The 26,452-nt window shown below is 50.1% G+C and carries 21 protein-coding genes; 3 read left to right on the top strand and 18 right to left on the bottom strand.

The window, feature by feature from the left end; all coding sequences use genetic code 11:
• Positions 1 to 113: 113 nt before the first annotated feature.
• The gene (locus VV089_RS21415) at positions 114 to 1,106 is read right to left on the bottom strand and encodes an ABC transporter permease (protein ID WP_334337316.1); all 993 of its coding nucleotides are present in this window, start codon (positions 1,104 to 1,106) and stop codon (positions 114 to 116) included.
• On the bottom strand, positions 1,103 to 2,599 hold the full coding sequence (locus tag VV089_RS21410) for a sugar ABC transporter ATP-binding protein (RefSeq protein WP_334337314.1): 1,497 nt from the start codon (positions 2,597 to 2,599) through the stop codon (positions 1,103 to 1,105). Before VV089_RS21410 ends, VV089_RS21415 begins: the two co-directional genes overlap by 4 nt.
• Before the next feature lie 305 nt (positions 2,600 to 2,904).
• Between VV089_RS21410 and VV089_RS21405 the strand changes: the two genes are divergently transcribed.
• From VV089_RS21405 to VV089_RS21395, 3 genes are read left to right on the top strand one after another with little or no spacing between them, the layout of a single operon-like run.
• Positions 2,905 to 4,380, top strand: coding sequence for a sugar ABC transporter ATP-binding protein (locus VV089_RS21405; RefSeq protein WP_334337313.1), 1,476 nt, complete (start codon positions 2,905 to 2,907; stop codon positions 4,378 to 4,380).
• A gap of 45 nt (positions 4,381 to 4,425) precedes the next feature.
• Complete coding sequence (locus tag VV089_RS21400) at positions 4,426 to 6,021, top strand: response regulator (RefSeq protein ID WP_334337312.1); 1,596 nt, start codon at positions 4,426 to 4,428, stop codon at positions 6,019 to 6,021.
• A gap of 7 nt (positions 6,022 to 6,028) precedes the next feature.
• Positions 6,029 to 7,402 carry a sensor histidine kinase gene (locus tag VV089_RS21395; protein WP_334337311.1) on the top strand — a complete coding sequence of 458 codons (1,374 nt, stop codon included), beginning with the start codon at positions 6,029 to 6,031 and terminating at the stop codon, positions 7,400 to 7,402.
• Between the two features lie 2 nt (positions 7,403 to 7,404).
• On the opposite strand, the gene VV089_RS21390 is transcribed toward VV089_RS21395, so the two are convergent.
• From VV089_RS21390 to VV089_RS21315, 16 genes are all read right to left on the bottom strand, one after another.
• Entirely contained in the window at positions 7,405 to 8,745 is a 1,341-nt protein-coding gene (locus VV089_RS21390) for a hypothetical protein (protein WP_334337310.1), read from the bottom strand.
• Between the two features lie 47 nt (positions 8,746 to 8,792).
• Positions 8,793 to 9,737 (bottom strand): transketolase family protein, encoded by a 945-nt coding sequence (locus VV089_RS21385; protein ID WP_172541877.1) that lies wholly within the window; start codon positions 9,735 to 9,737, stop codon positions 8,793 to 8,795.
• A 139-nt stretch (positions 9,738 to 9,876) separates the two neighbouring features.
• Entirely contained in the window at positions 9,877 to 10,713 is an 837-nt protein-coding gene (locus VV089_RS21380) for a transketolase (RefSeq protein ID WP_334337309.1), read from the bottom strand.
• Between the two features lie 230 nt (positions 10,714 to 10,943).
• Entirely contained in the window at positions 10,944 to 11,924 is a 981-nt protein-coding gene (locus VV089_RS21375; protein ID WP_172544456.1) for an ABC transporter permease, read from the bottom strand.
• Positions 11,911 to 13,437 (bottom strand): sugar ABC transporter ATP-binding protein, encoded by a 1,527-nt coding sequence (locus VV089_RS21370; RefSeq protein ID WP_334337308.1) that lies wholly within the window; start codon positions 13,435 to 13,437, stop codon positions 11,911 to 11,913. Before VV089_RS21370 ends, VV089_RS21375 begins: the two co-directional genes overlap by 14 nt.
• 89 nt (positions 13,438 to 13,526) lie before the next feature.
• Positions 13,527 to 14,519: a sugar ABC transporter substrate-binding protein gene (locus VV089_RS21365; RefSeq protein WP_334337307.1), complete on the bottom strand. Its 993-nt coding sequence runs from the start codon at positions 14,517 to 14,519 to the stop codon at positions 13,527 to 13,529.
• A gap of 39 nt (positions 14,520 to 14,558) precedes the next feature.
• Positions 14,559 to 15,338 carry an SDR family NAD(P)-dependent oxidoreductase gene (locus VV089_RS21360; protein ID WP_334337306.1) on the bottom strand — a complete coding sequence of 260 codons (780 nt, stop codon included), beginning with the start codon at positions 15,336 to 15,338 and terminating at the stop codon, positions 14,559 to 14,561.
• A 39-nt stretch (positions 15,339 to 15,377) separates the two neighbouring features.
• A complete protein-coding gene (locus VV089_RS21355) occupies positions 15,378 to 15,860 on the bottom strand; it encodes an ureidoglycolate lyase (protein WP_172544452.1) in 483 nt (160 codons plus the stop codon).
• A 17-nt stretch (positions 15,861 to 15,877) separates the two neighbouring features.
• A complete protein-coding gene (locus VV089_RS21350; RefSeq protein WP_172544451.1) occupies positions 15,878 to 17,143 on the bottom strand; it encodes an ROK family transcriptional regulator in 1,266 nt (421 codons plus the stop codon).
• 35 nt (positions 17,144 to 17,178) lie between these two features.
• Complete coding sequence (locus VV089_RS21345; protein WP_172544450.1) at positions 17,179 to 18,861, bottom strand: ribulokinase; 1,683 nt, start codon at positions 18,859 to 18,861, stop codon at positions 17,179 to 17,181.
• A 479-nt stretch (positions 18,862 to 19,340) separates the two neighbouring features.
• On the bottom strand, positions 19,341 to 20,129 hold the full coding sequence (locus VV089_RS21340) for a DeoR/GlpR family DNA-binding transcription regulator (protein ID WP_334337305.1): 789 nt from the start codon (positions 20,127 to 20,129) through the stop codon (positions 19,341 to 19,343).
• A 99-nt stretch (positions 20,130 to 20,228) separates the two neighbouring features.
• Positions 20,229 to 21,176, bottom strand: coding sequence for an AraC family transcriptional regulator (locus tag VV089_RS21335; protein WP_334337304.1), 948 nt, complete (start codon positions 21,174 to 21,176; stop codon positions 20,229 to 20,231).
• A 4-nt stretch (positions 21,177 to 21,180) separates the two neighbouring features.
• Positions 21,181 to 22,599 (bottom strand): L-fucose/L-arabinose isomerase family protein, encoded by a 1,419-nt coding sequence (locus VV089_RS21330; RefSeq protein WP_334337303.1) that lies wholly within the window; start codon positions 22,597 to 22,599, stop codon positions 21,181 to 21,183.
• A 37-nt stretch (positions 22,600 to 22,636) separates the two neighbouring features.
• Positions 22,637 to 23,617 (bottom strand): ABC transporter permease, encoded by a 981-nt coding sequence (locus tag VV089_RS21325; RefSeq protein ID WP_334337302.1) that lies wholly within the window; start codon positions 23,615 to 23,617, stop codon positions 22,637 to 22,639.
• Between the two features lie 21 nt (positions 23,618 to 23,638).
• The gene (locus VV089_RS21320; RefSeq protein ID WP_334337301.1) at positions 23,639 to 25,120 is read right to left on the bottom strand and encodes a sugar ABC transporter ATP-binding protein; all 1,482 of its coding nucleotides are present in this window, start codon (positions 25,118 to 25,120) and stop codon (positions 23,639 to 23,641) included.
• A 6-nt stretch (positions 25,121 to 25,126) separates the two neighbouring features.
• Positions 25,127 to 26,122: an ABC transporter permease gene (locus tag VV089_RS21315; RefSeq protein ID WP_334337300.1), complete on the bottom strand. Its 996-nt coding sequence runs from the start codon at positions 26,120 to 26,122 to the stop codon at positions 25,127 to 25,129.
• Positions 26,123 to 26,452: the final 330 nt, after the last annotated feature.

The raw sequence follows: 26,452 nt of genomic DNA, 5'->3' as shown, positions 1-26,452 counted from the left end.
TTCCGTAATATCCCCCTTCAACGCATCTTCTTCGGGCATATTACTGTTTCTATAGTTATATCACCGCCCCCAAAAGGGCCGGCTCGTTATCCGGCTGCAGCCGGAACAACTTCTCAGATACTCTGCCGCTCGTCGCTGATGCTCTGGACAAATACGGCTCCGATGATGATCACGCCCTTTACAATCTCCTGGGGATAAGCCGGTACGCTAAGAAGGTTCATTATATTCGTAATCAGCCCCAGAATCAGCACGCCGATTAAGGTAGAGCCCACCTTTCCCTTCCCTCCGTTTAGGCTGGCCCCTCCGATCACGCAGGCTGCAATGGCATCCAGCTCATAGCCGGATCCGGACACCGGCGTGCCTGTCCCGGAGCGGCAGGTCATAACAATTCCGGCCATAGCAGACAGAAGACCGCTGATTGCATATACGCTGAACTTGTACCGTTTGGCGCTGATGCCCGCCAGGTTCACCGCAGACTCATTGGAACCCGAGGCAATAACCAGACGTCCGAAGACGGTATATCGGGATGCAAGCAGGCAGATAAGAAATATAACCGCCCCCAGAAGCACCGGCCAGGGAATTCCCAGAAGCTTTTCGCTTCCAAAGGCCGTCATAATCTGTGTCCCCGGCGTATTCTCCGGCCACCGGATAGGCTGCCCGTTGGTAATCATATAAGCAAATCCTCTGGCAATGGTCATCATGGCCAGCGTCACCACAAAGGGAGCCATCCGCACATAAGCCACCAGGGCGCCGCTTATAGAGCCAAGAAAAACTCCAGCCGCCAAGGTCAGCAGAATGCTGATGATAAGCCCGATCACCGTTGACCAGTTCCAGGATACCAGAGCCACGGAAATCATCATTCCCCCTACCGCCGCAATAGAACCTACAGAAAGATCAATACCGCCGGTGAGCACCACGAACAGCATACCCATGGAAATTAGAAAAATCGGCGTATTCTGTCTTAATATATTAAAGATATTCTGCGGTGTCAGAAACACATCGGATAAAACCGCAGACGCTGCCACCAAGAGCACCAGTATGGCGATTGCATTGTATTTCACCAGAAAACGTTTCAAAGAAACGGATGTTTTCGCTTTTTTACTCATTTACTTTTTACCCCCATTGACAGTTTGATCAGATTTTCCTCATTGAGCTCCTGCTTATTAAGCTCCCCGGTTACCCGGCCCTCGCGCATTACAATGACCCGGTCGCTCATGCCGATAATCTCCGGCATTTCAGAGGAAATCATAATAATCGCCGCCCCTTCCTCCGCCAGCCGATTCATAATCTTGTAGATTTCTACCTTGGCTCCCACATCCACGCCTCTGGTAGGCTCGTCAAAAATCAGAATCTTACATTCACTCCCCAGCCATTTTGCCAGGGCGACCTTCTGTTGGTTTCCGCCGGAAAGGGTAGAGACCGGCTCCTCCACCCCTGCTATTTTTATTTTCAGCTTTTCAACCAGCTCCTCAATCTGCGCATCCTCTTTCTTCCGGTTGATCCAGCCGATTCCGTTGGAAAGCTTCTTAAGGGAGGTGAGCGTTATATTATAGCGGATAGACAGATTCAGCAAAACGCCGCTGCGCTTGCGATCCTCGGGAAGCATGCCGATTCCCTGTCTCACGGCTGCCTTCGGCGATGTAATATGACTCCCTTTCCCGAAAAGAACCAGCTCGCCCTCTTCCCTCTTGTCTGCTCCGAAAATGGCCCGCATGGATTCCGTCCGCCCAGCCCCCACCAGTCCGTTGATGCCGAGAATCTCTCCGCTCCTCACACAGAAGGAAACGTCCTTCACGCGTCTGCCGCTCTTAAGCCCCCTTGCCTCCAGAACCACGTCCCCGATCACCGGGTTGCGCGGCGGAAAGAATTCCGTAAGATTCCGTCCTATCATCTTGGTTACAAGCTCGTCCTCCGTGATGCTTTTGGTGTCCACCGTATCCACATAGCACCCGTCCTTCATAACGGTAATCCGATCGCAGATAGCAAAAATCTCCTCCAGCCGGTGGGAAATATAGATAATGCAGACGCCCTGTTCTTTCAGACTGCCTATCAGCTTAAAAAGCTGGCTCACCTCGCCGGAAGCCAGCACCGCCGTCGGCTCGTCAAATACGAGAACGGTTGACTGCCGGGAGAGAGCCTTGCATATCTCCACTACCTGCTGGTAAGCTACCGACAGCTCCTCCACTCTGCTTTTTACGTCAATGTCCGGAAATCCCAGCGTATCCAGAAGCTTTCTTGCCTTCCCATAGAGCTCTTTCCACCGCAGAATCCTCCGCCCGTCTCCCAGGTTGTCAATAAAAATATTTTCTGCCACTGTCAGGTGAGAGGCCAGGGCAAACTCCTGGTATATAATGGAGATTCCAAGGGCCCTGCTGCTCTTGGGATCCGTGATAGAAACCTGATTTCCGTCTATGAGAATCTCGCCGGCATCTCGGGTATACGCTCCGGCTAGTATCTTCATCAGAGTCGATTTTCCAGCTCCGTTTTCTCCCATCAGCGCGTGAACCTCTCCGCTTTTGGCAGAAAAGCTTACGTCATTCAGAGCTTTGATCCCACCAAAGCTTTTTGAAATATGCCGCATTTCAACCTTATTCGACATCGTAGCTCCTCCTTCTTTGTATTTCCCTTTGACAAATCTATTATATAGCAGGCTCTTCCATGGAAAAACTGCGCTTTTCCTGGAAAAAGTGTAGGATTTCCATATGCATGCCGGTATAAAACAGCTCCTTTTTTCGTCTCGCTATTCTTTTTTCGTCACGGAGGGGCTGATTTCCAGAACCTTTCCCATTTCCCCCTTTTCAACCGGAAATCCTCCACCTTTCCTGACCTTGACAGTTGTTTTTGCAGCCTGCAGACGATATAATGGACACAGGCCGCAGTTTTCAAGTCAGAGGAGAGCAGCATATGAGAAAAGAATTGTTCCGGGCGGAATCCTTAAACAAATCCTTTGGCCAGGAAAAGGTCTTGAAGGATGTCTCCTTTAACCTTTTTGAAGGCGAAACCATCGTCATGCTGGGTGCAAACGGCGCCGGAAAATCTACCTTAATGAAGATTCTCGGCGGTGTGATCCCCAAGGATTCCGGCCGCATTTTTTTCCAGGAAAAACAGATCCACAATCACAGCATTCCCCATGCCAAAGCCCTGGGAATCCAGGTCGTCTATGATTATGGAAGCATTATCAATGACTTTTCCATCTCCGAAAATATTTTTCTGTCTGCCAAAAAACCGACCTTCTTCAACCCCAAAAGGTATGACGGGCCTGCCCTTGAATATATCCGGCTTGTGAATCTGAACCGCAGCCCCTTTGAGCCTGCCGCTTCCCTGTCCCTGCCGGAAAAATCAAAGGTTCAGCTTGCAGCCGCTCTTACCGCCGATCCGCGTCTTCTGATTCTGGACGAGCCTCCTCTTTTTACCACCGAGGAGGATAAGCGCTGCCTAAAAGGAATTCTGGATTCCTTAAAGGCTCGCGGATCCTCTGCCATCTATATCACCCACAACCTGGAAGACGCACTTTACTTTGCCGACCGGATTCTGATCCTGCGGGACGGCGTTTCCGCCTGTCTTTCAGATAAATCCGAGTTCACAAAGGAAACCCTCATCACCATTCTCTCCAAAACAGAGGCCCCCAAGGCAAGCATTGTCCATCCCCCGAAGAACCGGGAGCTGCTGCGGGTGGAGCATCTGTGCAGCAGAAAGCTCTCCGACATCTGTTTTCAAGCAAATGCCGGAGAAATCCTTGGCTTTGTCGGCTCTGTGGAGTCTGGAAAGGACGCTGTTCTGGATGCCCTCTTCGGCCTTCACAAGGTTGAGAGCGGCTCCGTATGGATCGAGGGGAAAAAAGCTGTCATCCGTAATACCAGGGACGCCAGGAAAAGGCACATTTCTTATTCTACCGAGAACAGGGCCAGCCACTCCGGCCTGCTGCCGGATATGGACGTCAAGGAGAATCTCACCCTCCATTCCATTCGCCGGATCAGCAGCTTTGGCTGGATTAATAAAAATATGGAGCAGCATTTTGCTCTTACCTATTTAAGATATCTTTACAACAAGCATGTGACCATACATACGCCTATCCGTCATCTGAGCAACGGAACCCTTCACAAGCTCCAGATTGCCCAGTGCATTTCCGAAAAGCCGCGGCTTCTTTTGCTTTACGAGCCTGCCAACGGCATGGATCTGAACTCCAAGCAGGAAACCCTCTCCGCCATAGCGGATCTGGCCGCCGGCGGCACCACGGTTTTAATCGCCGCCTCCCTGGAGTCCGACGACGCAATCAAGCTCTGCCACCGGCTGATTATTATGAGGGAAGGCCGCATCAAGGGCGAGCTTGTGAATTCCGAAATCACCATGAGCAATATCATCACATTAGAGCAGTTATAGATTGGAAATCAGTAATATTACGGAACTGGAATAGGAGACATACATATGATACGAACGATTATTGTAGATGACGAATACTGGGTCTGTCAGCTCATCTGCGACCTCATTGACTGGAACAGCTACGGCTTTGAGATCGTCGGCCAGGCCTACAACGGGGAGGAAGCCCTTGCCTCCATTTCCTCCCAAAAGCCCGATCTGGTTTTCACTGACGTCCGCATGCCCGGCTTAAGCGGCCTGGAATTAATTGAAAAATGCCAGCCACTGTCCCCAGACACAAAATTTGTGATTATCAGCGGCCACAGTGAATTTGAATATGCCAAATCTGCCATGCAGAACGGAGCCCTGGGCTATCTCTTAAAGCCTGTTGATCCGGAGGAGCTTACGGATCTGCTCTCATCCATCAAAAGCAGCTTCTCCTCTGTCCAAAGAAAGGCTCTGGAGGACGAGCAGCTGAAACGCCAGCTTCTGGACAACCGCTTAAAACTAAAGGAGCAGTACTTTCTGTCCCTCTTAAAGGAGGATATCTGTCTGATTGATCAGTTTCCTCTGGCCCTCATTAACGATAAGTGCAGCAGCGCCTTTGCCCGGGGACAATTCCAGGTGTTCCAGTACACCATTGATTCCTCGGTGGCCCTGGAGTATTTTGACGCTTCCCTCAGCGCAATCTCCGGACGCTTTTACAAGGATCTCTCTGCCCTGTGCTATGACCTGGTCTCTGTAAAGCTTCACACCTCCGTTGTCTGTATGGCTAATTTCCAAGAGGCGGCTTTCTCCGAAGTCAACCGGACAGCCCGGGATATCTTTTATTTCTTCAAACAAAACCTGCCCCATATCCCCGACTGCCGTGTAACCCTCGGCATCGGCTGCGTGTCAGACCAATATATTTCCCGTTCCTTTGTCACGGCCCGGGAGGCAATCCACGCACGAATCCAGGTAGGAACCAACCGAATCATCGATCTATCGGAGGCTCCCTATGACTCCGTATCTATGGATGCCTATTTTCAGCCCAAGGATCGGCAGGCCATCCTCCACTATATCACCGGAACCACAGACAAGAATGCCCAGGCCGTTATCCGGCATATTTTTGAGAAATGCTTTTACCGGGAGCTCCCCAATCCTTCTGTCATTATGAAACTGGTTCACGCAGTATTAAAATACATTTATACCCTGCCTGTGTCCAATAACCTGGATGTCTCTCCCTCTGCGCCGCTGGAAACTGCCTGGAGCACAGCGGAAGCCCTTTCCTCCCGGGAGCAGATTCTGGATTATCTGACCTGCCTTTTGGAGGAATTCAAGGCCCTGTGCGCTCCTCCGGACACCTCTGCCACGGCTGCCCAGACCATACTGGCCTACCTTGACAAGCATTATCAGAAGGAAATCTCTCTCAACAATCTGGGAAAGCTGGTATTTCTCAATGAAAAATACGTAAGCGAATTGTTTAAAAAGGAATTCGATGTAACCATCACCGATTATATTGCCGGAAAACGGCTTGAGGAAGCCCAAAGGCTGCTCTTAAACTCTGCTCTGTCCATCACAGAGATCGCAGAGCAGGTGGGTTACCGCGACCCCAAGTATTTTGCGAAGCTCTTTAAACGCCGCTGCCATGTATCTCCTGCACAATACCGGAAAATGTATAAGTGAGGCTCCCATGAAAAAGAATTATCATTTGTTAAAAAATACCCTCCAAAGCTTCCGCACGTTTTTCCTCGATATGAATATGCGCACCACTCTGAAGGGACTGTTCCTCTTTTTCCTTGTGATTCTTCTGATCCTTCCACTCTCCCTTCTGGGTCTTAAGACTGCCCGGGAAAACCAATGGGAACAGGAAGTCCTGGAAAGAGAAGCTCGTTTCAGTCTGCGGTATGCGCAGGCAGCTTATGACTTGAAGGGAGATTTCTCCCCTGTCAGCCAGTCCATGGCTTCAAAGGGAATCCTGCTTATCAAGGACAATTACGGAACCATACGCTTTGCCTCTGCTCCGGATCTAGATCTTTCGGATTTCAAATCTGGTTACAAGAGCCGGGGAACGTATGAGCTGGAGGAGCACATTGTTTTTTATCAAAAGCTGGACGATACCGTCGCCGCCTTTTACGCCGCTCCTCTGCCCTCTCCTCTTTCCCTCTGGTCTGGCTTTCTGTGGACTGCGGCTGTCTATCTTCTTTTGTTCATACTGATTTTCTTCTTCATCCACAAGAAAATCTTTGAGCCTATCATCACAATCGAAACGGTCTTAAAGGGCGTCAGCAAAGGAAAGACAGATTTCTGCCTGGATTCCCTCAGCAGATCCCGTCAGCTTTCCTCCATTTTCCAGGAGCTTGACGCCCTTCTCAATAATATGCAGCAGCTCATGCTCCGGGAGTCCAATGCGCAGTTGATGAAAAAGCAGGCGGAATTCGACGCTCTGCAAAGCCAGATCAATCCACATTTTCTCTACAATACCCTGGACTGTATCCGGGGACAGGCCATCCGCTGGGGCATCAAGGATATCGAGGTTATGACCCGGGCTCTCTCCAAGCTTTTCCGCTACAGCATCAGCAATCACAATGCCACGGTGACCCTGGAGGAGGAGCTTAATAATGTGGAATCTTATCTTCTGATCCAGCAGATGCGTTTTAACAACAAGTTCATCAAGGAGGCCTATATTGACGACGATGCCCGGGACTGTATCATTCCCAAACTGATTATCCAGCCCATCATCGAAAACGCCATCCATCACGGGCTGGAGACCAAAATCGGCAGCGGCCTTCTTGTGATCCGCGCTTATATTACAGAGCAGCGGCTGATTATCAATGTAAAGGATGACGGCTGCGGCATTTCCCAGTCCCGTCTGGAGATGATCAATGCCGCCCTGGAATCCAATTCCGCCATCGAGAACAGCGAGGCAAGCAAAATTTCCGTAGGCCTGATGAATGTAAATTCCAGAATCAAGCTGACCTACGGAAATATGTATGGCCTCAACGTGTACAGTACCCAGGATATCGGGACGGATGTACAGTTGAATCTGCCCTTATTAAAAAATTAGCTTCAAATAACCTCCGCCTCAATCCCCAGCACCCTTGCCATAGCAAGAAGCTTATAGGTCTGCTTCTCCTGTATCAGAATGGCATGATGGGAGGAAAGGCTTTCCATCACCTTATGGCCGCTGCCTCCCGAAAAGCGGATCAAGGCGCCGTTGCGGCAGTCGGAGCCGGGATACTGCACATAGTCCTCGATCTCTGCCTCGATAATGGTAAGCTTCTTCATATCCGGCCGCAGCTTCGCCATGGTTATGGGACCTGTCTTCATCTCGCAGTCTATGACAACGGCGTCTTCGTTTACAATCTCCAGAACCTTAGGACGCATCGTCCACTTTGTACAGAAGCTCTGAGGCGCAAAGCCGAAGTAGCCGCAGTGTACGCCCAGGGCGTGGTTGTCCGGATCCGGGATGTCGGGAAACTTCTGAATCTTCTCATGCTTCAGGGCCGCCATCCCCACCAGGAAGGGATAGATATTGGTCATCATCATAGGAGTTCTCAAGGCCTGGTGCATGATGTATTTGCTGACAAGGGTCACCGTATCTCCCTCGCAGGCCCAGATAATGTGATCATACTCATAGATCCAGTTCCACGCCAGACAGGGCGTCGTCTTGCTGTGGAAGGATTCGTTCAGACAGTTGCAGCCCACTCCCTGGACGCCCCCGATCTCCCGGATCAGGGCGCGGATTGCCATGTAGAGCTTTACCGCCTTCAGGATATTCTTTTCGGGCACGCCTTCTGTGGGAACAGCTCTTTCCTGCCAGAGTGCAAGAGCCTCCTCGTCCGTGAACCCTTCTGCCTGCTCATTAACCTCCTTCCAGCTCCGATACAGGATTTTCAGCCCAAAGGCATCTTCAATCTCCTTTGTGCAGTCCTCATCCCACCAGTAAAAACGCTTGAACAGGTAAGCCTGCATTCCCTCGCCGGGATCGTCCTGCATCATTAGGAATTTCATTCCGCTTCTCATCTCGGCCTTTGCGGCTATGGTGCGCAGAATCACCCGGGCAAGCTCCTCCTTGTAGGGAGAAAATACATTTAAGTGAAGCTCGTCCCTAAGCCAGGCCACAATCTCCCAATCCCACATTTCCACCGTTCCGAACTCAGAGGTCAGAATAATAATGGGAAGCTCTATCTTACCCAGACGCTCCTTTTCCCGGAAAACCGCTCCGAAAAGCTGTGGGAAAATAATGGCCTGGGCCTCCTTGGGAATCTCGGATCCGAACTCCTTTTCCTCCAAAAATTCTGCATCTTCTCCATAAAGCCTCTTTAACTGTTCCAGCTGCTGTCCGTATTCTCTTACTTCTCTTTCATTTCTTCCCACGAAATAAAATGGCTGCAATATCGCCTTCATCTCTGCCTCCTATTCCTGTTCCTCTTGGCACATTTGTTTGAGAGCTCTTACTGATTTTTCAGTTCAATCCCCTTTTTCACCTGCTCTGCAATGGCCTCGGCGGTCAGCCCGTAACGCTTAAGAAGCTCCAGGGCATTTCCCGAATGGCCGAAGGTGTCCCGGGTTCCCACCCTAAGAACCGGAACCGGGCAGAGGGAGGACACGACTTCCGCAACGGCGCCTCCCAGACCTCCGAGAATGTTATGCTCCTCTGCCGTCACAATCACACCCGTTTCCCCTGCTGCTGCAAGCACGGCTTCCTCATCCAGCGGCTTGATGGTATGCATATCCAGAACACGTACCTGAATCCCCTCCTGCTCAAGCATATCCGCCGCCTTTAAGGCCTCCTGCAGCATACAGCCTGCGGCTATGACCGTTGCTTCTGTACCTTGACGCATCATATGCGCCTTTCCGATCTCAAATGTGTAATCCGGCGTGTCTGTCACCGTATCTACCGACAGGCGGCCAAGACGCAGATAGACCGGGCCCTGGTGCTGTACAATTGCCCGCACTGCCGCCCGGGTTTCATTGCCGTCTGCCGGACAGATTACCGTCATTCCCGGTATCACGCGCATAAGGGCCAGATCCTCCAGGCACTGGTGGGTTGCCCCGTCCTCGCCTACTGTCAGTCCCGCATGGGTTCCTACCAGCTTTACATTCAATCCCGGATAGGCCACGCTGTTGCGAATCTGATCAAAGGTTCTGCCTGCGCAGAACATTGCGAAGGTATGTACAAAAGGGATGTAGCCGGAAGCTGCCATTCCCGCTGCAATTCCTACCATATTCGCTTCTGCGATTCCTACGTTCAAAAATCTTTCCGGGTATTTCTCTCCAAACATGCAGGACATGGTACAGGTGGACACGTCCGCGTCCAGCGCTGCGATTCTCGGGTTCTCTCCAATCTCCGCCAGGGCCTCCCCATACGCATGTCTTGTTGCAATTTTCTCCGCCATACCTATGCCTCCTATTCCAGTTCCGCAATATCCTTCCCAGTACACTGGTATGAAATCAATTTCCAGTCACAAGTGCCTGGAAATCGATTTGTGCACTGTGAAGAATATTACTGTTTTTCAGTACTCTAAATCTCTCTTTTTAAAGTTCCTTTAGCGCCGCTTCCAATTCCTCAAACGCCTGCGCAAACTGCTTTTCATCCGGCGTCTTTCCATGCCATGCGTGGTTTCCTTCCATAAAGGAAACGCCCTTTCCCTTCACGGTATTGGCTATGATCATGGAAGGCTTTCCCTTGCAGGCCTTTGCCTTGTCAATGGCCCCGGCAATCTCCTCCACCTTATGGCCGTCTATGGACTGTACATAGAAGCCGAAGCTCTCAAACTTTGCCCGCAAGTCTCCGGTATCCAGCACTTCCTGAACCGTTCCGTCCAGCTGTACCTTGTTGGAATCCAGAATTCCCGTCAGGTTGTCAAGGCCTCTGGCTGCCGCAAACATGCAGGCCTCCCAGATTTGGCCCTCTGCAATCTCGCCGTCCCCCAGCACGGCATAGGTTGTGTAAGATCTGCCGGAGAGCTTTCCTGCCTCTGCCATTCCCACTGCGGCAGAAAATCCCTGGCCCAGAGAGCCGGTAGACATATCAACTCCCGGAACATGGCGCATCTCTGCATGACCGGACAGCTCTCCCTCGAGCTTGCGGAACGTTTTCAAGGTTTCCAGCGGAAAGAAGCCTCTGTGGGCCAAAACGGGATAGAGCGCCACCGTGGCGTGGCCCTTGGAGAGCACGAAGCGATCGCGCTCCTCCCAGTCCGGTTCCTTTGGACGGATATTCATTTTATCAAAATATAGCACCGCCATAATCTCCGACAGCGAAAACGCTCCCCCAATATGCCCGGAATGCGCCTCCTGCACCATCCGAAGCCCGGTGATCCGAAGCTGATACGCCAGCCGTTCCAGTTCTTTTTTCTTTCTCTGATCCATAATCCTACCTTTCTATTCCAGTTCCGTAATATCCTGTCAGTACACCTTTTGTAGATCAATTTCCAGCCGCAGTTCCTTGCGTCTGTAAATCGATCTGTGCACTGACAGAATATTACTGATTCTATTCCAGTTCCGTAATATCCTGTCAGTACACCTTTTGCAGATCAATTTCCAGCCGCAGTTCCCTGCGTCTGTAAATCGATCTGTGCACTGACAGAATATTACTGATTTTAATTCCCTTTATTCCTGTTTTTCAAGATATCAATTCCGACAGCCCCGATAATCACCACGCCCTTAATAATCATCTGCACATAGGACGAAATGTGCAGCAGATTCAGGCCGTTCGTCAGAAAGCCAATCACCAGCGCGCCGATCAGAGTGCCTCCGATGGTCCCGATTCCGCCGTTAAAGCTTGTTCCGCCCAGCACTGCGGCGGCGATAGCATCCGACTCATAGGCCTGTCCTGACGCCGGCTGGCCGGAGTACATACGGGAGGCAAGAATGATTCCGGCCAGCGCCGACAAGGTGCCGGAGATCACATAGACCCAGATAGTAATCTGCTTTACATGAATTCCGGAAAACTGCGCCGCCGTCACATTCCCTCCTACCGCATACATTCTTCTTCCGAAACGCGTGTAGTACAAGATAACAGAAATCAAAAGCATCACAAAGGCAACAATGTAAATCGGAAGGGGAATCCCCAGAAAATAGCCGTTTCCAATGGCATTGAACACCTCATTTTCACAGGAAACGCTCCGCCCGTCCGTAATCACATAGGCCACACCCCGGATAGCCCCCTGGAGAGACAGGGTTACGATAAAGGGCGGCATTCCCGTCAATGCGATAATGCTTCCGTTGAGGAGCCCCACCAGGGAGCCAATCAAAAGCGCAAGCAGAAATGCGGCCGGAAGGGGAATCCCCATATTGAGCAGCATCACGATAGACACGCCGCTGATTGCCACCACCGAGCCCACGGTCAGATCAATGCCCCCGATAATCAGCACAAAGGTCATTCCAAAGGCCAGAAGCGCATTGATACAGATCTGGCGGAGAACCTGCAGCATATTCTTGGCTGTCAGAAAAGAATTGGTAAATATGGAAAGGAACAGGAAAAGCACGGCCAGTCCAATCAGAATTCCCATATTTCTCCGCACAAAACTAACAATCCCGTTATCAATCAGATAATTCTTTTTCTTCTCATTCTGCTTCATCTTTCTTCCTCCCCGACGCATACCACATAATGTCCTCCTGGACTGCCTTCTTTGTCTCCTCCTCTGTAAGGACCGCCTTGATCCTGCCCTCGTACATAACGACAATTCTTGTGCTCAGATTCATAATCTCTTCCATCTCAGAGGAAATCAAAAGAACCGCCACACCGGCCTTAGCCATCTCCACAATCAGATGGTAAATCTCCGTCTTTGCCCCGATATCAATTCCTCTTGTGGGCTCGTCCAGAATCAAAATATCCGGCTTTGTGGCCAGCCATTTGGAAACCACGACCTTCTGCTGGTTTCCGCCGGACAGATACTGCACCAGCTGCTCAGCGGAGGCCATTTTAATCGAGAGCTTATTCACATACTCGTCAATGAGCTCCGTCTCCTTTTTCCGATTCACAAAGCAGCCCTTGATAAACTGTTCCAGTACCGAAATGGTCAGATTGAACTTGATGGAATTGGACAGAACCAGGCCCTCCTCCTTCCGGCTCTCCGGCACATACCCGATTCCGGCACGAATAGCGTCGGAGGCGTTCCTGATCTTTACCTCCCTGCCGTTAACCAGGATCTGTCCCGAATCAATGCGGTCAATCCCAAAGACTGCCCTGGCCATCTCCGAACGCCCGGCACCCACAAGACCTGCAAATCCCAGAACCTCGCCTTTTCTCAAGGTGAAGCTGATATCCTTGAGCTTTTTATTATTGAGATTTTTTACCTCCAGGCACACATCTTTGATATCAAAGACTGCATCGCTGCGCATATAATTGTCCAGATCCCGTCCCACCATCATCTCGATGATTTTGCGGTTATCCAGCTCGCAGGCCTTTTTCGTCCCAATCAGCGCTCCGTCCCTGAGCACGGTAATGGAATCGGAGATCTGGAAAATCTCTTCCATCCGGTGGGAAATGTAGATAATTGCTATCCCGTCTTCTTTGAGCTTTCTTATCTGCTCAAACAGCTGCTCAATCTCTGTCTGCGTCAGCGAGGAGGTGGGCTCATCCATGACGATGACCTTTGCCTTAGAGAGAAGGGCCCGGCAGATCTCGATCATCTGCTGCTTGGCAATGCTCAGTTCCCCCACCTTCTGCCGGACGTCAATCCCCACCTTCAATTCGTCCACAATGGCCTGAGCACGGCGTATCATTTCCTTATCATTCAGAAAGCCCCGGATGCCGGCGTCCAGCTCACAGCCCATAAAGATGTTGTCATAAACCGTCATGTTTTCCGCAAGGCTGATTTCCTGATGAATAATGCTGATGCCGTATTTTTTGGCATCGTCCACGTGATTGATTTCTACTTCCCTGCCTTCTATCAAAATCCTTCCGGAATCCTTGTCCTTCTGATAAATACCTCCGAGAATCTTCATCAGCGTGGATTTTCCCGCGCCGTTTTCCCCCATCAGCGCCCGTACTTCACCTGGCTTTATTTTAAAATCAATATGGTTAAGTACTTTTGCTCCGGGGAATGTTTTGTTAATATCGAGCATTTCCAAATAATAATTACCGCTCATGCCTAACCTCCATTGACTTTGGAGCTGCCGCCTATTCTGCGGCAGCTCCCTGCGGTGAACGGGCACCGCCCCGGTTATCTTCATTCACCTTACTTCGCATTGCTCTCGTCAACCAGATAAGACGGAATCTTAATGTCAGTCTCAACCGTCTCGCCGGCGATTACCTTATAAGCAGTCGCAACAGCCTCAGAGCCGATGGTAACAGGATCCTGCGCCGCACTTGCAAGCATCTTGCCCTCTGCGATAGCAGCCTTGGCGTCATCAGAACCGTCAACGCCTACAATCTTCACCTGTTCCAGCAGATTTGCGCTCTCAACCGCAGCCACGCAGCCAAGTGCAGACGGGTCATTCAGTGCGAAGAAGCCGTTCAGATCCGGGTAGGACTGAAGAATATTCTCCGCTACCGGAAGGGCTGTATCTGTGCCGGGCTGAATCTCCTGCTCCTCAACAATCTCGATATCCGGATAATTTGCGATAGCGTCTTTGAAGCCGTTGGCCCGATCCAGGCACACCTCTGCCACATTGTAGGTCAGCATCGCAACCTTACCCTTGCCCTCCAGAGCCTTTCCCATAGCCTCGCCTACCAGCTGGCCCGCCAGATAGTTGTCTGTGGCAACCGTAGATGCAATCTCGAAATTCAGCGGAGAATTATATGCAATCACAGGGATTCCCGCCGCATCGCATGCCTCAATGGCTGACTTGATGGCGTTGGAGTCAACGGGGTCAATCAGCATCACGCCGACGCCCTGCTGAATCATATCGTCAATATCGTTCAGCTGCTTGGCCGCGTCAAAGCCTGCGTCTACGATAATCAGCTCGTCGCCTTCCTTTGCCGCAGATTCCATTCCGTCTACAATGTCAATGTAGAAGGGATTGGACTGATCCGCAACGGACACACCGATCTTGATGGCTTCGCCCTCTGCCGGCGCAGGTGTCTCTGCCGGGGCTTCCGTCTCTGCCGGTTCCGCCAAAGCTTCCTCTGCCGGAGCTTCTGCAGGCTCCTGGGCCTTGCTTCCACAGCCGCCCAGCACCATGGCGCTTACCATAACTACACTTACCAAAGCCAATAATCTCTTTTTCATACTTGATACCTCCATACGTTTTCTTTTTTGGCTGTTTTTCTACCAAGCAGTATAACCGCCGTCAACCAGATACGTGGAACCCGTCACAAAGCTGGATGCATCCGACGCCAGATACACTGCAATTCCCATCAGCTCATCCGGCACGCCGGATCTTCCCATGGGCGTCATGGAAAACCATCTCTCAATTGCAGGATCCTTTCTCTGATACCGCTCCTCGCTCATTTCCGTTCTCATATATCCAGGGCACAGTGCATTGACTCTTACACCTCGGTCTGCCCACTCGGCCGCCATTGATTTTGTCAGCATGATAAGTCCGCCCTTGGATGCATTATAAGCACACTGATTCTGCGGCGTATTGACAATCATGCCCGACATGGAAGCTACGTTGATAATACTTCCCTTTCCTTGCTTTAACATTACCTTTCCAACTTCACGGGATACGATGAAGGGACCTGTGAGATTAACATCAATAACCTCTTTCCAGTCCTCAGTTGTAACCTTCTCCGCATCATCACCCCTCCAGGTTCCGGCATTGTTGAAGAGGATATCAATCTTTGCGTATTCCTCTACTACCTGGTTTACCATACGGATTACATCTTCTTCCACACGCATATCACCCTTGATAACAGTGCATTTCACTCCCAGCGCCTCGATCTCCTTCTGGGTTGCCAGGGCTGTCTCGATTCTTCTGGCGGCAATCACAATATCAGCGCCCGCCTGAGCCAGTCCGATTGCCATGGACTTTCCAAGTCCCTGGCCGCCTCCCGTCACAATCGCTGTACGGCCCTTTAAAGAAAATAATTCATTTACATTCGGCATATTACTTATCCTCCTTTTATTTTTCAGCGGCGAACCGCTTTATAACACAATTTCCATCTGATCCTCTTCCTGATATGCCACTACCGTGCAGTCATTCATATAAATCCGTTCCGGAAGGACAATCAGAACATGTACCTGCTCCCGATTGAGCGGCAGCACTCCCATATGCCACACACCTGTATTAATCTTAACCATGGTTCCCTTCGGAACAATGAATGCCTCGGTAAGCTCCGGAACCGGCTCCTTGCCCGGCGGCGCAACATGCATGACTACGTCATCGTCCACCGGAAGAATCCCTTCCCCTGTGGTGTTGTGATATTCCACCTCACTGATTATCATTTTGTCCGGCTTGTCCATCACCAGAGGCGAAAAAGCAACCGGCATACTTCCCGATACCGGAAGGAGCACCTTGTCATTGTAAAAATTCCCCAGGGCATTGCCCGAAGGCTCTACAATGCTGGTAAAGCTCCCATACGGTGCAAAGTTTTCAACAGTGATTGGTTTTGCTTTGATTGTTTTCATAAGAATCCTCCTTTATATTAACCAACGTAATCTAAACGCTGATTGCTATTCCCTCTGACACGCACAAACCGCTCTGCTTCCCCTCCGCTCTTGATAAACTGTTCCAGGATAAAGGACGCGGAGCCAAAGGAACCCATATAGTTTTCCGTATTGGATATGACAATTTCAACTTCTCTTCCTACATATTTCATTCCTCTGCGGCGAAGAGCCGTCTTAAACATTTCCATAAAAATGGGACATTCTCTGCTGATCTTTCCTTCGCAGATTATCATTTCCGGGTCTGTCAGATTCACAACTCCCGAAACAGCCATTGCCAGATAGTCCGACGCCTTTTCCAGAATTCCAAGGGCCGTCCTGTCGCCTCCCATAGCCGCCTCAAAAACAATGTTCAAATCTACCTTTCCCGCATCTCCATATACCAAATCGGTGATCTGTGATTCCCAGTGATTTTCCACTACCCTTCTTGCCGCCTCCTCGATAGCCCGTCCGGAAGCATAATGTTCCAGACATCCATAATTGCCGCAGGAGCATAAAGGACCTTCCCGTTCTACTGCCACATGTCCAAGCTGTCCGGAAGAGCCTGAGCTTCCATAATACAGGTTACCGTCCAGCACCAGGGCCGAGCCGATTCCGGAAGCAAGGTTCAGACAGAGAAAATTCTTAATATCTTTGCCTTTCCCGAAAATTTTCTCCTCTATGGCAAAGGCTCTGGTACTGTCATCAATGGTAATCTGTCCGTCAAAATACTGCTTTAAATATTCCTTTAAGTTTACGTTCTTCCATCCCAGTTCTGTGGAATAAATCAAAATTCCTTTCTGCGCATCTACGATCCCCGGAATTCCCACACCGATTCCCAGGATACGGCTCTCCTCGTTGGGATGTTCACCTATAAGCTCTCTGATTTCTTCAGCCAGACGCTTTAATATAGTGTCTGCCGTATCAACCTCCCGGTTATCTTGAATCCGCTTGTCAATGATATCAAAGCTTAAATCCATCAGAATGATCTCAATCCGGTATTCATTGATGTCTACGCCGATGATGTAATAGGCGTCCCAGCGGAACTCCAGCATCAGCGGCGGCTTTCCGCCGCTGGATATGCCCTTTCCGCTGATATTTACCAGCCCCCGTTCCATGAATTCATCTACAATCTTCAAAACGGTAGGCTGTGAAAGTCCCGTCATCCGGGCAATCTCTGCCCGGAAGATACATTTGTTTTCCCAGAGTATCCGCAGGACATTCACCTTATTCGCCATATTAACGACACTTCTGTCTACCTTTTCCATCTAAATGTTCCCCTCTTCAGGCCTGGCGCCTCTATTCAGCCTCCATTCCGCGCTGCCTGTATTTCCTCAAAATGCCTTCCCACCTTCAGATACTGACAGTAAAGCCTGTCGTATTTCTCAAAATTCTTTTCCTCCGGCATATAGATCTTCATAAAACCTACGTTCATATGCGCCTGGGCCTCCTCCAGATCCTGATAGAAGCCTGCCGCTACAGCCGCATACATGGCGGAGCCCTGGGCGCATGCCTGAGTCAGATTGGATACCTTTATGGGCCTTTTCATGGCATCTGCAAGCATCTGCATAATCAGAGGAGACTTTTTCGGTATTCCGCCCACGGTAATAATCTCATCAATCTGAATTCCTCTTGAAACAAAAGAATCAATAATGCGCCGGGAACCAAATACCGCAGCCTGCAGAATACCTTTGAACAACTCCACTGCGTCCGTTCCCAGGGTCAGACCATACATCCCTCCTTTCACAGTCTCATTAATCATGGGATATCTGCGTCCGTTAAACCAGTCAATCACTGTCAGCTCCGAATCCTCCTCTGCATTAAGAGCCTCCTGGGTAATCCTGTCCAGCATCCGTTCCCGGATTTCTTTTATCAGCGCCTTTTTTGTACTATCCTCAATCAGTTCTGTCTCATTTATAAGGGTTCCGGCCGGCCACATTAACAGATTCCGGTACCAGGTGCACAAATCTCCAAAAGCCGCCTGGCTGGCTTCCATTCCCACATAGCCCGGAAGAATGGAATTTTCCGCCTGTCCGCAGGAATCATGCAGATCTCTGCCCCTTAAGCTTTCCCGTTTATGTACCAGCATATCTACCGTAGAGGTTCCGATCACTTTCACAAGAACATTCGGCCTTACCCCCGCTCCTACGGCTCCCGCATGGGCATCCAGAGAGCTTCCTCCCACAATCACCTGCTCATTAATTCCAAGCCGCTCTGCCCATTCCTTCGTGATCACTCCAACCTGATGGGTGGATACCTGAGGTACTTTTGCATAATGCTTCGCCACATAAGCCAGATAAGGATCTACCTCATTTAGACACTTCATAGTGGGCAGTCCTCCAAAATCACTGTGCCACAGCGCTTTATGCCCGGCCGCACAGCTGCAGCGGTACATGGTATTGGGATCTGTATTCCCCGTCAAAAGCGCCGGAATCCAGTCACAGTGCTCCACCCAGGCATAGGCCTTTTCTTTCACCCGCTCATCTGCTCTGGAGCCGTGGAGGATTTTGGCCCACCACCATTCGGATGCATAGGTTCCCTGAAATCTCAGATAATCCTCGCCGCCGAAATTGGAAAATACCGCATTGATTTCCTTTGCCTCCTCGATGGCCGTATGATCCTTCCACAGATAAAACATGGCATTGGGATTCTCTGCAAACTCTGGCAGCAGCGCCAGAGGGGTTCCGTCCTTATCTACTGGACACGGCGTGGAGCCTGTCGTATCCACTCCGATTCCGCGGACAAAGTTTCCCGCATCCTCCCCCGCATCCTTAAGCGCACCTCTGACACACTTTACAAAGGCTTCCAGATAATCCAGAGGGTGCTGACGGAACATATTCCGTGACGGGTCGCAATACAGCTTTTTCATCCATCGTTCATATTCACAGAAATCACTTCCCACGGTAGCTCCGTTCGTCACATCTACGACTACCGCCCGGACGGAATCACTTCCGAAATCTATTCCGATTACATAATCCTTTTTCATTTTCTTTCACCTTTACAATCGTTTTCTATATTCCTGCGTTCTTACTTAATTCACTTAACTAAGCACAGAATAATATATTTCTCCTTTCTTGTCAATAACAATTTGTTTATTTTTTTCGTTTTTTTGTGTAATAATTTATAGAAAATGTACCACTGTAAAATATTGTTTAAAAAATCAATCCGGCAAAATGATAATTTTTATTTTTCCGGTATTGTTTCTGTTTTTTTCATATTGAATTGTTTTTGTTTTATATCTTATTATTTTTTTGCATTTTTCAATCTTTTCTTATATTTTTAAACTGTTTTCTGTTTTTTCTTTTGTGCTTAATAAACTAAATTAATAAAGCCCCGGACAAATCTGCAGACTAAAAAAAGAACCTTTTTTCATTTGATGAAAAAAAGTTCTCTTTCCACATTATCGTTCTTCCGTTAAGGAATCAGACAAATATACTCACATCCGTCTGACAAATGCCGGGAGCGTCAGATTTCTGCCTGGACGACCTCGATTCCCAGGGAGACAGCCTCCCTCACAAACTCCCGATCCGCTTTCTGATCCGTAACAAGGGTATGGATATCCTGGATTCCGGCAAAAGCAGAAAATGTCTCATTATTAATCTTTGTGCTGTCCGCCAGCGCTACAACCTTCGCCGAAACAGCAATCATTTTGCGCTTAATCTCCGCAATATCTATCCGGAATGTACTTAAGCCCCGTACAATGGAAATGCCGTTCGTAGCAACAAACAGAGTGTCTACATAGAATGCTTCCAAAGCGCTCAGCACGGAGCTCCCGATGGTACAGTGAAAATTATGGCGGACCATTCCTCCGAGAAGAACTATTGCAATATCGCTGTTCTGCTCCAGAAATCCCGCAATCTTTAAATCATTTGTAATTACAGTCAGATTGGGAATATTGACAATATGTCTGGCAAGCTCAAAGGTCGTAGTGCCTGTATCCAGGGCTATCACATCGCCGGAATGAACATACTGGGCTGCCAGCCTGGCAATGGCCTGCTTCTGCGCCACATTCTGCCCTTCTTTTTCCATAGAGGTCTGCTCATAGTTGGCATAATTCCGGCTGATCGCGCCTCCGTGGGTTCTCTTCAGCATTCCCTGCTGTTCCAGTTCTGTCAAATCTTTTCGGATCGTTGCCGTAGAAACAGAAAACTGTTCACTTAATTCGTCAACTGTTACCCTGCTCTTTTTTTTAACCAGAGAAGCTATTTCCTGTCTGCGCACTTCACCAAAAAGCCCTTTTTGTGTCTCTGCCATTCCCTTCTTCCCCTCATTTCCATAAACCAGACTGCTGTTTTTGATTCCTCAGCGTCCCTATGAAGACTATACCACAAAACCGCTCTTCATTCCAACATATTATTGATTAAAATATATCTGTTTCTGCGGATTGTAGTCCACCTTTTCCAGCATGGAATTGTTGCTGTCTTCAATCATTTCCATGTAAGCGCTGGGACTTAAGCCCCTTTTTTGCTTAAATACCTTGCTGAATGCATGGACACTGGAAAATCCGCATTTTAAAGCCGTCTCTGTAATATTGTACCTGCCGCTCATCATAAATTCCTGGGCCCTGTCCAGCCGGTAATTCAGAAGGTACATATGAAGGGACACCCCGATGTAATCCTGGAACAGCTTCGACAGATAGTTTGGGGAAGCGTGAATGGCTTCACTGATCTTTACATTATCCAGTTCCTCATTGTAATGGAGGCAGATATACTCCAAGGCATTCTCCACAAGCTTCCAGGACTTTGTTTTCTTGGCCTTCTCCTCCCGGCCCGCTCTGCCGGAGTGCGGAAAACAACGCACCATGATAGTGAGAAACTGCAGCGCCATCCCTTTGAGCATAGTCTGGTACCCCTCTTCCTCCCTGGAAAATTCGTGATACATGGAAAGAAAGAGCTTTTCCACGGAATACCGCTCGCTCTGGCGTATGGTCCCCACAATCTCCTTCTCGCCCAGAAGCTTTTCCTTTTCCGGAACCGGATATCTGGAACGCAGATTCATGCCGCTCTGATGAGGGATCTTCATTCGCTCCTCATCCATGTAAAAGTCAAAATGCAGCACATACTGAATAAGGGGCTCTGCATTCGTCTTCATAATCAGATGATGCAGATACGGCGGTATCAGAATAAAATCCCCTTCCTTCATATGATACCGCCGGCCCTCCAGAATATAATCCAAAGAGCCCTCTGCAATATAAATGATCACATAGTCCAGATCTTCCCAGGCCCCTTCCAGATGAACGGACTTTTTTATCTTTACCATACGAATATACGGTTGGACATTCGCAAGATCCTGGGTCGTCATACTATCACTCCAAAATCTGAACCGGGATATGCAGAAGCTTTGCCACAGTCTTTAATTCCTCCACATAATCCCCATAAACGCCGTGGATGTGGTTGCAGGGATATTTCTCAATAAATTCATCGGCAGAAACCCTGCATTTTGTAAATGCGATGGGCCAGGGAGGGGTGGCCGTGTTCCCCAGCTCCTCCATCTTCTCCCGGGAAAACTGTACAATCTCCCCCGGAACAATGGTCAGATAGTAGTCGTCTCCCTTACGGGCAAAACGGGCAAGGGTCACCTTCCCCGGAGCCGCAAAGTGATGCACGCTGCCTCCCCCTGCCGGGTAGTCCTTGGACTCAGGAAGAAGGGATACATGCTTTAGATTCTCCTCCGGAATCATGCTGCCTCCCGCATAGTAGGTGGCATGGGTTCCGGAATTGCCGAAGAACCAGCAGTCTACAGACTTCTCATAGTGGCGCACATCCGCAAACAGCACCGGCGTTCCTGCAATCACCTTGAGAATCTGCATGGTCAGCGCCCCGTCCATGTCCGACTCAGTGGCCGCCACAACAGGCTCATGGGGGCCGTCCCAGTCATATGGATCATTCAAGAAGGCCTCGGCCAGATCCATTGTAACATACCAGTCAGTGAGATCACCATGGGCTTTTATGCCAATGAAATCAAGTCCCCGTTCCTCGATAATCTTACGCAGGGCATAGTAAGAGCGGATCTGCGTCTCCAGCTTCTGAGGCGTAAAGTTGGAATCGTTGTAAGCAATCCGCCCCACCCGGGCTTCCAGCCACTGCCTGGCTGCCGTCACCTTTTCCTGCTCCACCTCATTGCCGTAACGCATGATTTCATACTGCTCTACATTTTCAATGTCAATGCCGAACATCCTCTGCCACTGGGCCAGATTGGCCACGGTGGTATACATGCCCATAGGCCGGCCTCCGAAATTGCCATAAGTCAGCCCCCGAAGACGGTTCACCGCACAGGCAGCCCGGATAAAGCCCAGCACCTTTCCCAGTACTCCGTCGTCGCCGATGAAACCGAAGATCCGTTTGTGGGCAAGGTTCATCTGATCCAGGGAACCGGACGCCGCCATCATTCCCACCATTCCGCACTCCGAAGGATGAATGTTGCAGAACAACAGATAAGGCCCTGGCGCAAAGTTTGTGGCCACCGCCGTATACTGAGGATAACACCAGATGGCGTAATTGAAAATCGTCATTTCCACTCCGGCAGCCTTCAGCTTCCCGGCCTGCTCCTTTGCCGCCTGGTTGGAATTCACCGGCTGATCGCCTTCCACAACCTCCACCAGGCCGGTTTCCTCAAGGCGCTCACGGATCTCCCTCTGATAGCGCATATTCATATCAAGCTGCAGATCATGAAGATAGGGACGCCCGTCCGACATGGTCAGTAATCCTACTTTAAATTTTTTCATATCTTGGCCCTTTCCTTTCTATATCTATGCCAGCGCTCTAAGACGTCTGGGATATTCTCCGGCCCACAGACAGCTTCAAAGAATCCGTCACCATAGCCAGGTAGATAACAATTCCGCGCACAATGGGATAAAGGTATACGTTTGCCCCCAGAAGCCCCAGGCCGTTCTCAATGCTGTAATAAAAGATTACGCCGATCAGGGTTCCGGGAATAATGCTGCCCACGCCTCCCATCAGAGAGGTTCCTCCCAGAACGCAGGCTGTAATCGCCAGAAATTCACTTCCCTCCCCGATACTTCCCGGAAGAAGAATTCCGAAATTCACACACTGAAGGGAGCCTGCAAGGCCGGCAAGCATTCCGCTTATGATAAACGCAGACCATTTTGTCCGATCCACATGGATGCCGATTGTCCTGGCCGCCTCCCGGTTGCATCCGCAGGCCTGGATTTTCCTTCCGAAGGCTGTGTATCTGTAGATCAGCATCATCACAACTGCAATCAGCAGGCTTATATAAATCAGCGGCGATAAGGTCAGCAGCCGGTAATTTGCAAAGGTATGCACCTCCTTGGGGGTCAGAATCTGTTCTCCGTTCACAGACAGATAACAGATTCCCCGAAGAATAAACTGCATCCCTAATGAAGCCATAAATGCATTGATCCGCAGCTTCACCACCATGAATCCCGTCAGGACGCCGCACACCGCACCAACCAGCAGCGCAATCAAAAAGGCAGCATAAAGGGGCAGCTTCAGCTTTGTCATGCTTAAGATCCAGGCCGCAGCCGCCACGGCTCCCACAGAGCCTACCGAGAGATCAATCTCCCCCAGAACCAGAATATAGGTCATACCCGTGGCATAGATCAGAAGGGGCGCCGCATTGGTAAGCAGGGAGCGGAGATTTTTTATGGTAAAAAAGTGCGGGCTGTTCATGCCGTAGATAAACCACAGTACAACAATCAGGATAAACAGGGCATATTTGATCAGGAAATCCCTGACCGAAATCTGTTTTGTTTTAAATTTCATAGTATGACATCCTCTCCTTCATCAGACGCAAAGGTGCATCAGGGTATCTTTATCAATCTCCTTCTTTAAGAGCTCGCCCGTGAGCCTTCCCCGGTTCAGAATCACGACCCGGTCACAGACGGCGGACAGCTCCTCGATCTCAGAGGAGACCACCAGGCAGGAGCTTCCCGAAGCCGCCAATTCCCGGACCATCCGCTGGATCTCCGCCTTTGCCCCCACGTCCACGCCCCGGGTAGGTTCGTCGATAAAGAACACCTTCGGCTTTTTCATCAGCCATTTTGCCATAATCACCTTCTGCTGGTTTCCGCCGGAAAGGGTGGAAACCTTTGTATAGATCGAGGGTGTTTTTACATTCAGCCTCTTACAGTACTCGCTGCTTTCCTCCTTCTGTCTGTTAAAGTCCAGAAACAGCCGGTTCTTTTTATAATTCTTAAGATTGGGCGCGGACATATTTTCCCACACAGACCAGGGAAGCAGACAGCCGTCGTCGTGGCGGGCCTCCGTCACATAGCCGCAATGCTCGCGCATCTGTGCAAACGGAATTACTTTAAGCCCCCTGCCGTCGCCCAGATCCAGGGAAACCGTTCCCTCGTCTGCCTTATCAAGCCCGTAAAGAGCCCTTAAGATCTCCGTTCTTCCGGCTCCCATAAGCCCCCAGATTCCCAGCACCTCACCCTCGTGGAGGTCAAAGCTTACGTGATCCGGCTTGTCCCCTGCCGTCAGATTTTCTACACGCATAAGAACCTTCTCAAATTTCCGCTCTTCCTCATTATCAACCCGGACCATCTCTCCGCCAATCATGTTCTGCAGAATCTCCTTCCGGGAGATATCGGCCGTCTTCCCGTCAATCACCTTTCTGCCGTCCCTTAGGACAATGGTGCGATCCGTGAGCTCCTCCACTTCATCCAGGAAATGGGAAATAAAGAAAATGCAGGCTCCCGTCTTTTTCAGCTGCCGAATCACCTCAAACAGCCGCAGCTTTTCCTTATCTGTAAAAGAAGCCGTAGGCTCATCAAACAGTAAAATCTTCCCCCCTGAGGACAAAGCCCTGGCAATCTCAACCATCTGCCTTTCTCCGATGGGCAGATCCGCCACTCTCTTCCGAGGATCGATATCACAGTTCATCTGCTCCAGGCTCTTCCTGGCCGCTGCATTCAGCTCCTTGTAATTGACCCTTCCGTGAAGCCGGGACACAGAGATATTCTCGGCTACCGTCATATACCGGAACATCACCGGCTCCTGATGGATAAAGCCAATCCCATACTTTTCCGCATCCTGGGGGCTTTTGATATGGATCTCCTGCCCGTTGATCCGGATCTCGCCCTCAGTCTGGGGAAATACGCCGCCGAGAATGTTCATCAGGGTAGACTTTCCGGCGCCGTTCACGCCGATGAGGCCGATGATTTCGCCGCCTCCGGCCTCTATGCTGACCTGGTCAAGGGCCTTGACGCCGGGAAAGCGTTTGGAAATATTGTTGATCTGTAAGGTTATTTGTTCCGCCATCTCCTATCATCTCCCCTTTTCCTGGTTTCTAAGAACATCCAGATAACAGACAAGGATAATAATCATCCCTTTCACAACATAGGTTACAAAGAAATTCACATTCAAAAGATTCATCACATTGGTGATAATCGCCATCACAATACTGCCTATCAGGGTTCCGAGAATGGTTCCCTTGCCGCCCCACACGCTGGCTCCTCCCAGCACGCAGGCGCAGATAATATTGTTAAAGGCGCTTACCGGCCCCATGGAGGTTCCGGCCGCTGTCAGCCTGGCTGCCGTCAGCACGCCGCTGATTCCCGCCATAAAGCCGCCGATAACATAGATCACAAACAGAATTCTCGTGGTATTCACACCGTTTACCCGAGCCGCCTTTTCATTGATTCCGGTCTGAAAAAGCTCTCTTCCAAAGACAGTTTTCGTAAGTATCTGGTGCATGATAAAGGCAGTGAGCAGAAAAATGAGCACCGATACGGGCACGACCCCGAACAGCGGGCTGGCGAAAATCCTGTAAAAGCTCTGGGGCAGGCCGCCCACGCTTGTCCCCTGGGTGTAGAACTCGGAAATCCCCACATTCAGCGTCTGGATCGCCAGGGTCACAATCATGGGAACCATCTTAAGCTTTGCCACTGAGAAACCATTGATCACGCCGAAGCAGACCGCAGCGGCCAGTATTGCAAGAACGCCCAGAAGCGTATTCTGGGTCTTCTGCATAATCGCGCAGCCTAGAATGGCGCTGCAGGCCATATTGGTCGGCAGCGACAGATCATTTCCCGCGGTAATCAGAATGAAGGTCAGGCCAATGGCCGGCAGTCCGATGGTGCTGGCCTGTACCAGAAGATTAAAAATATTGCCCACTGTCATAAAATTCGGAACCGTGATTCCAAACACAATCATTGAAACGATCACCAACAGGATAAGGACTGCATTTTCATTTTTCAGTTTTTCTGTCAGCGAGCGCTTTACTGCTGCTGTTCCCGTGGGAGGACCTCCCCTTTTATCCATCTTTTCAGAACCCCTTCCATTTACTTCACGATGTATGAAAACAAGCAGTCTGTATCAGAACTGTGCGCACGCGCTTCCGGTACAGACTGCCGGAGAGGCTGACGGCTCATCCCACAGCAGCCTCTCCCATTCTTTTACTTTTTATCAGCCTTGCCGGCGGTTACTTGTCTGCGTACTTAATGCCCCACAAATCGTTAAGGAAAGAATCGAAGGTGGTGCAAACGAAAAAGCAGCTTTGATCTTTCGATAACTGCCCTTTCGTTTGCATCAGTTTCGATTTTTCCTGGTTGAACAAAGGCGCGTCTGGGTAGCCGCTGTATATGGGCTTTC

This window comes from Candidatus Merdisoma sp. JLR.KK011 (assembly GCF_036941125.1).
Lineage (GTDB): Bacteria > Bacillota > Clostridia > Lachnospirales > Lachnospiraceae > Laedolimicola.
The sequence above is the reverse complement of the archived record's forward strand: the minus strand, read 5'-3'. Positions and strand labels throughout refer to the sequence as shown.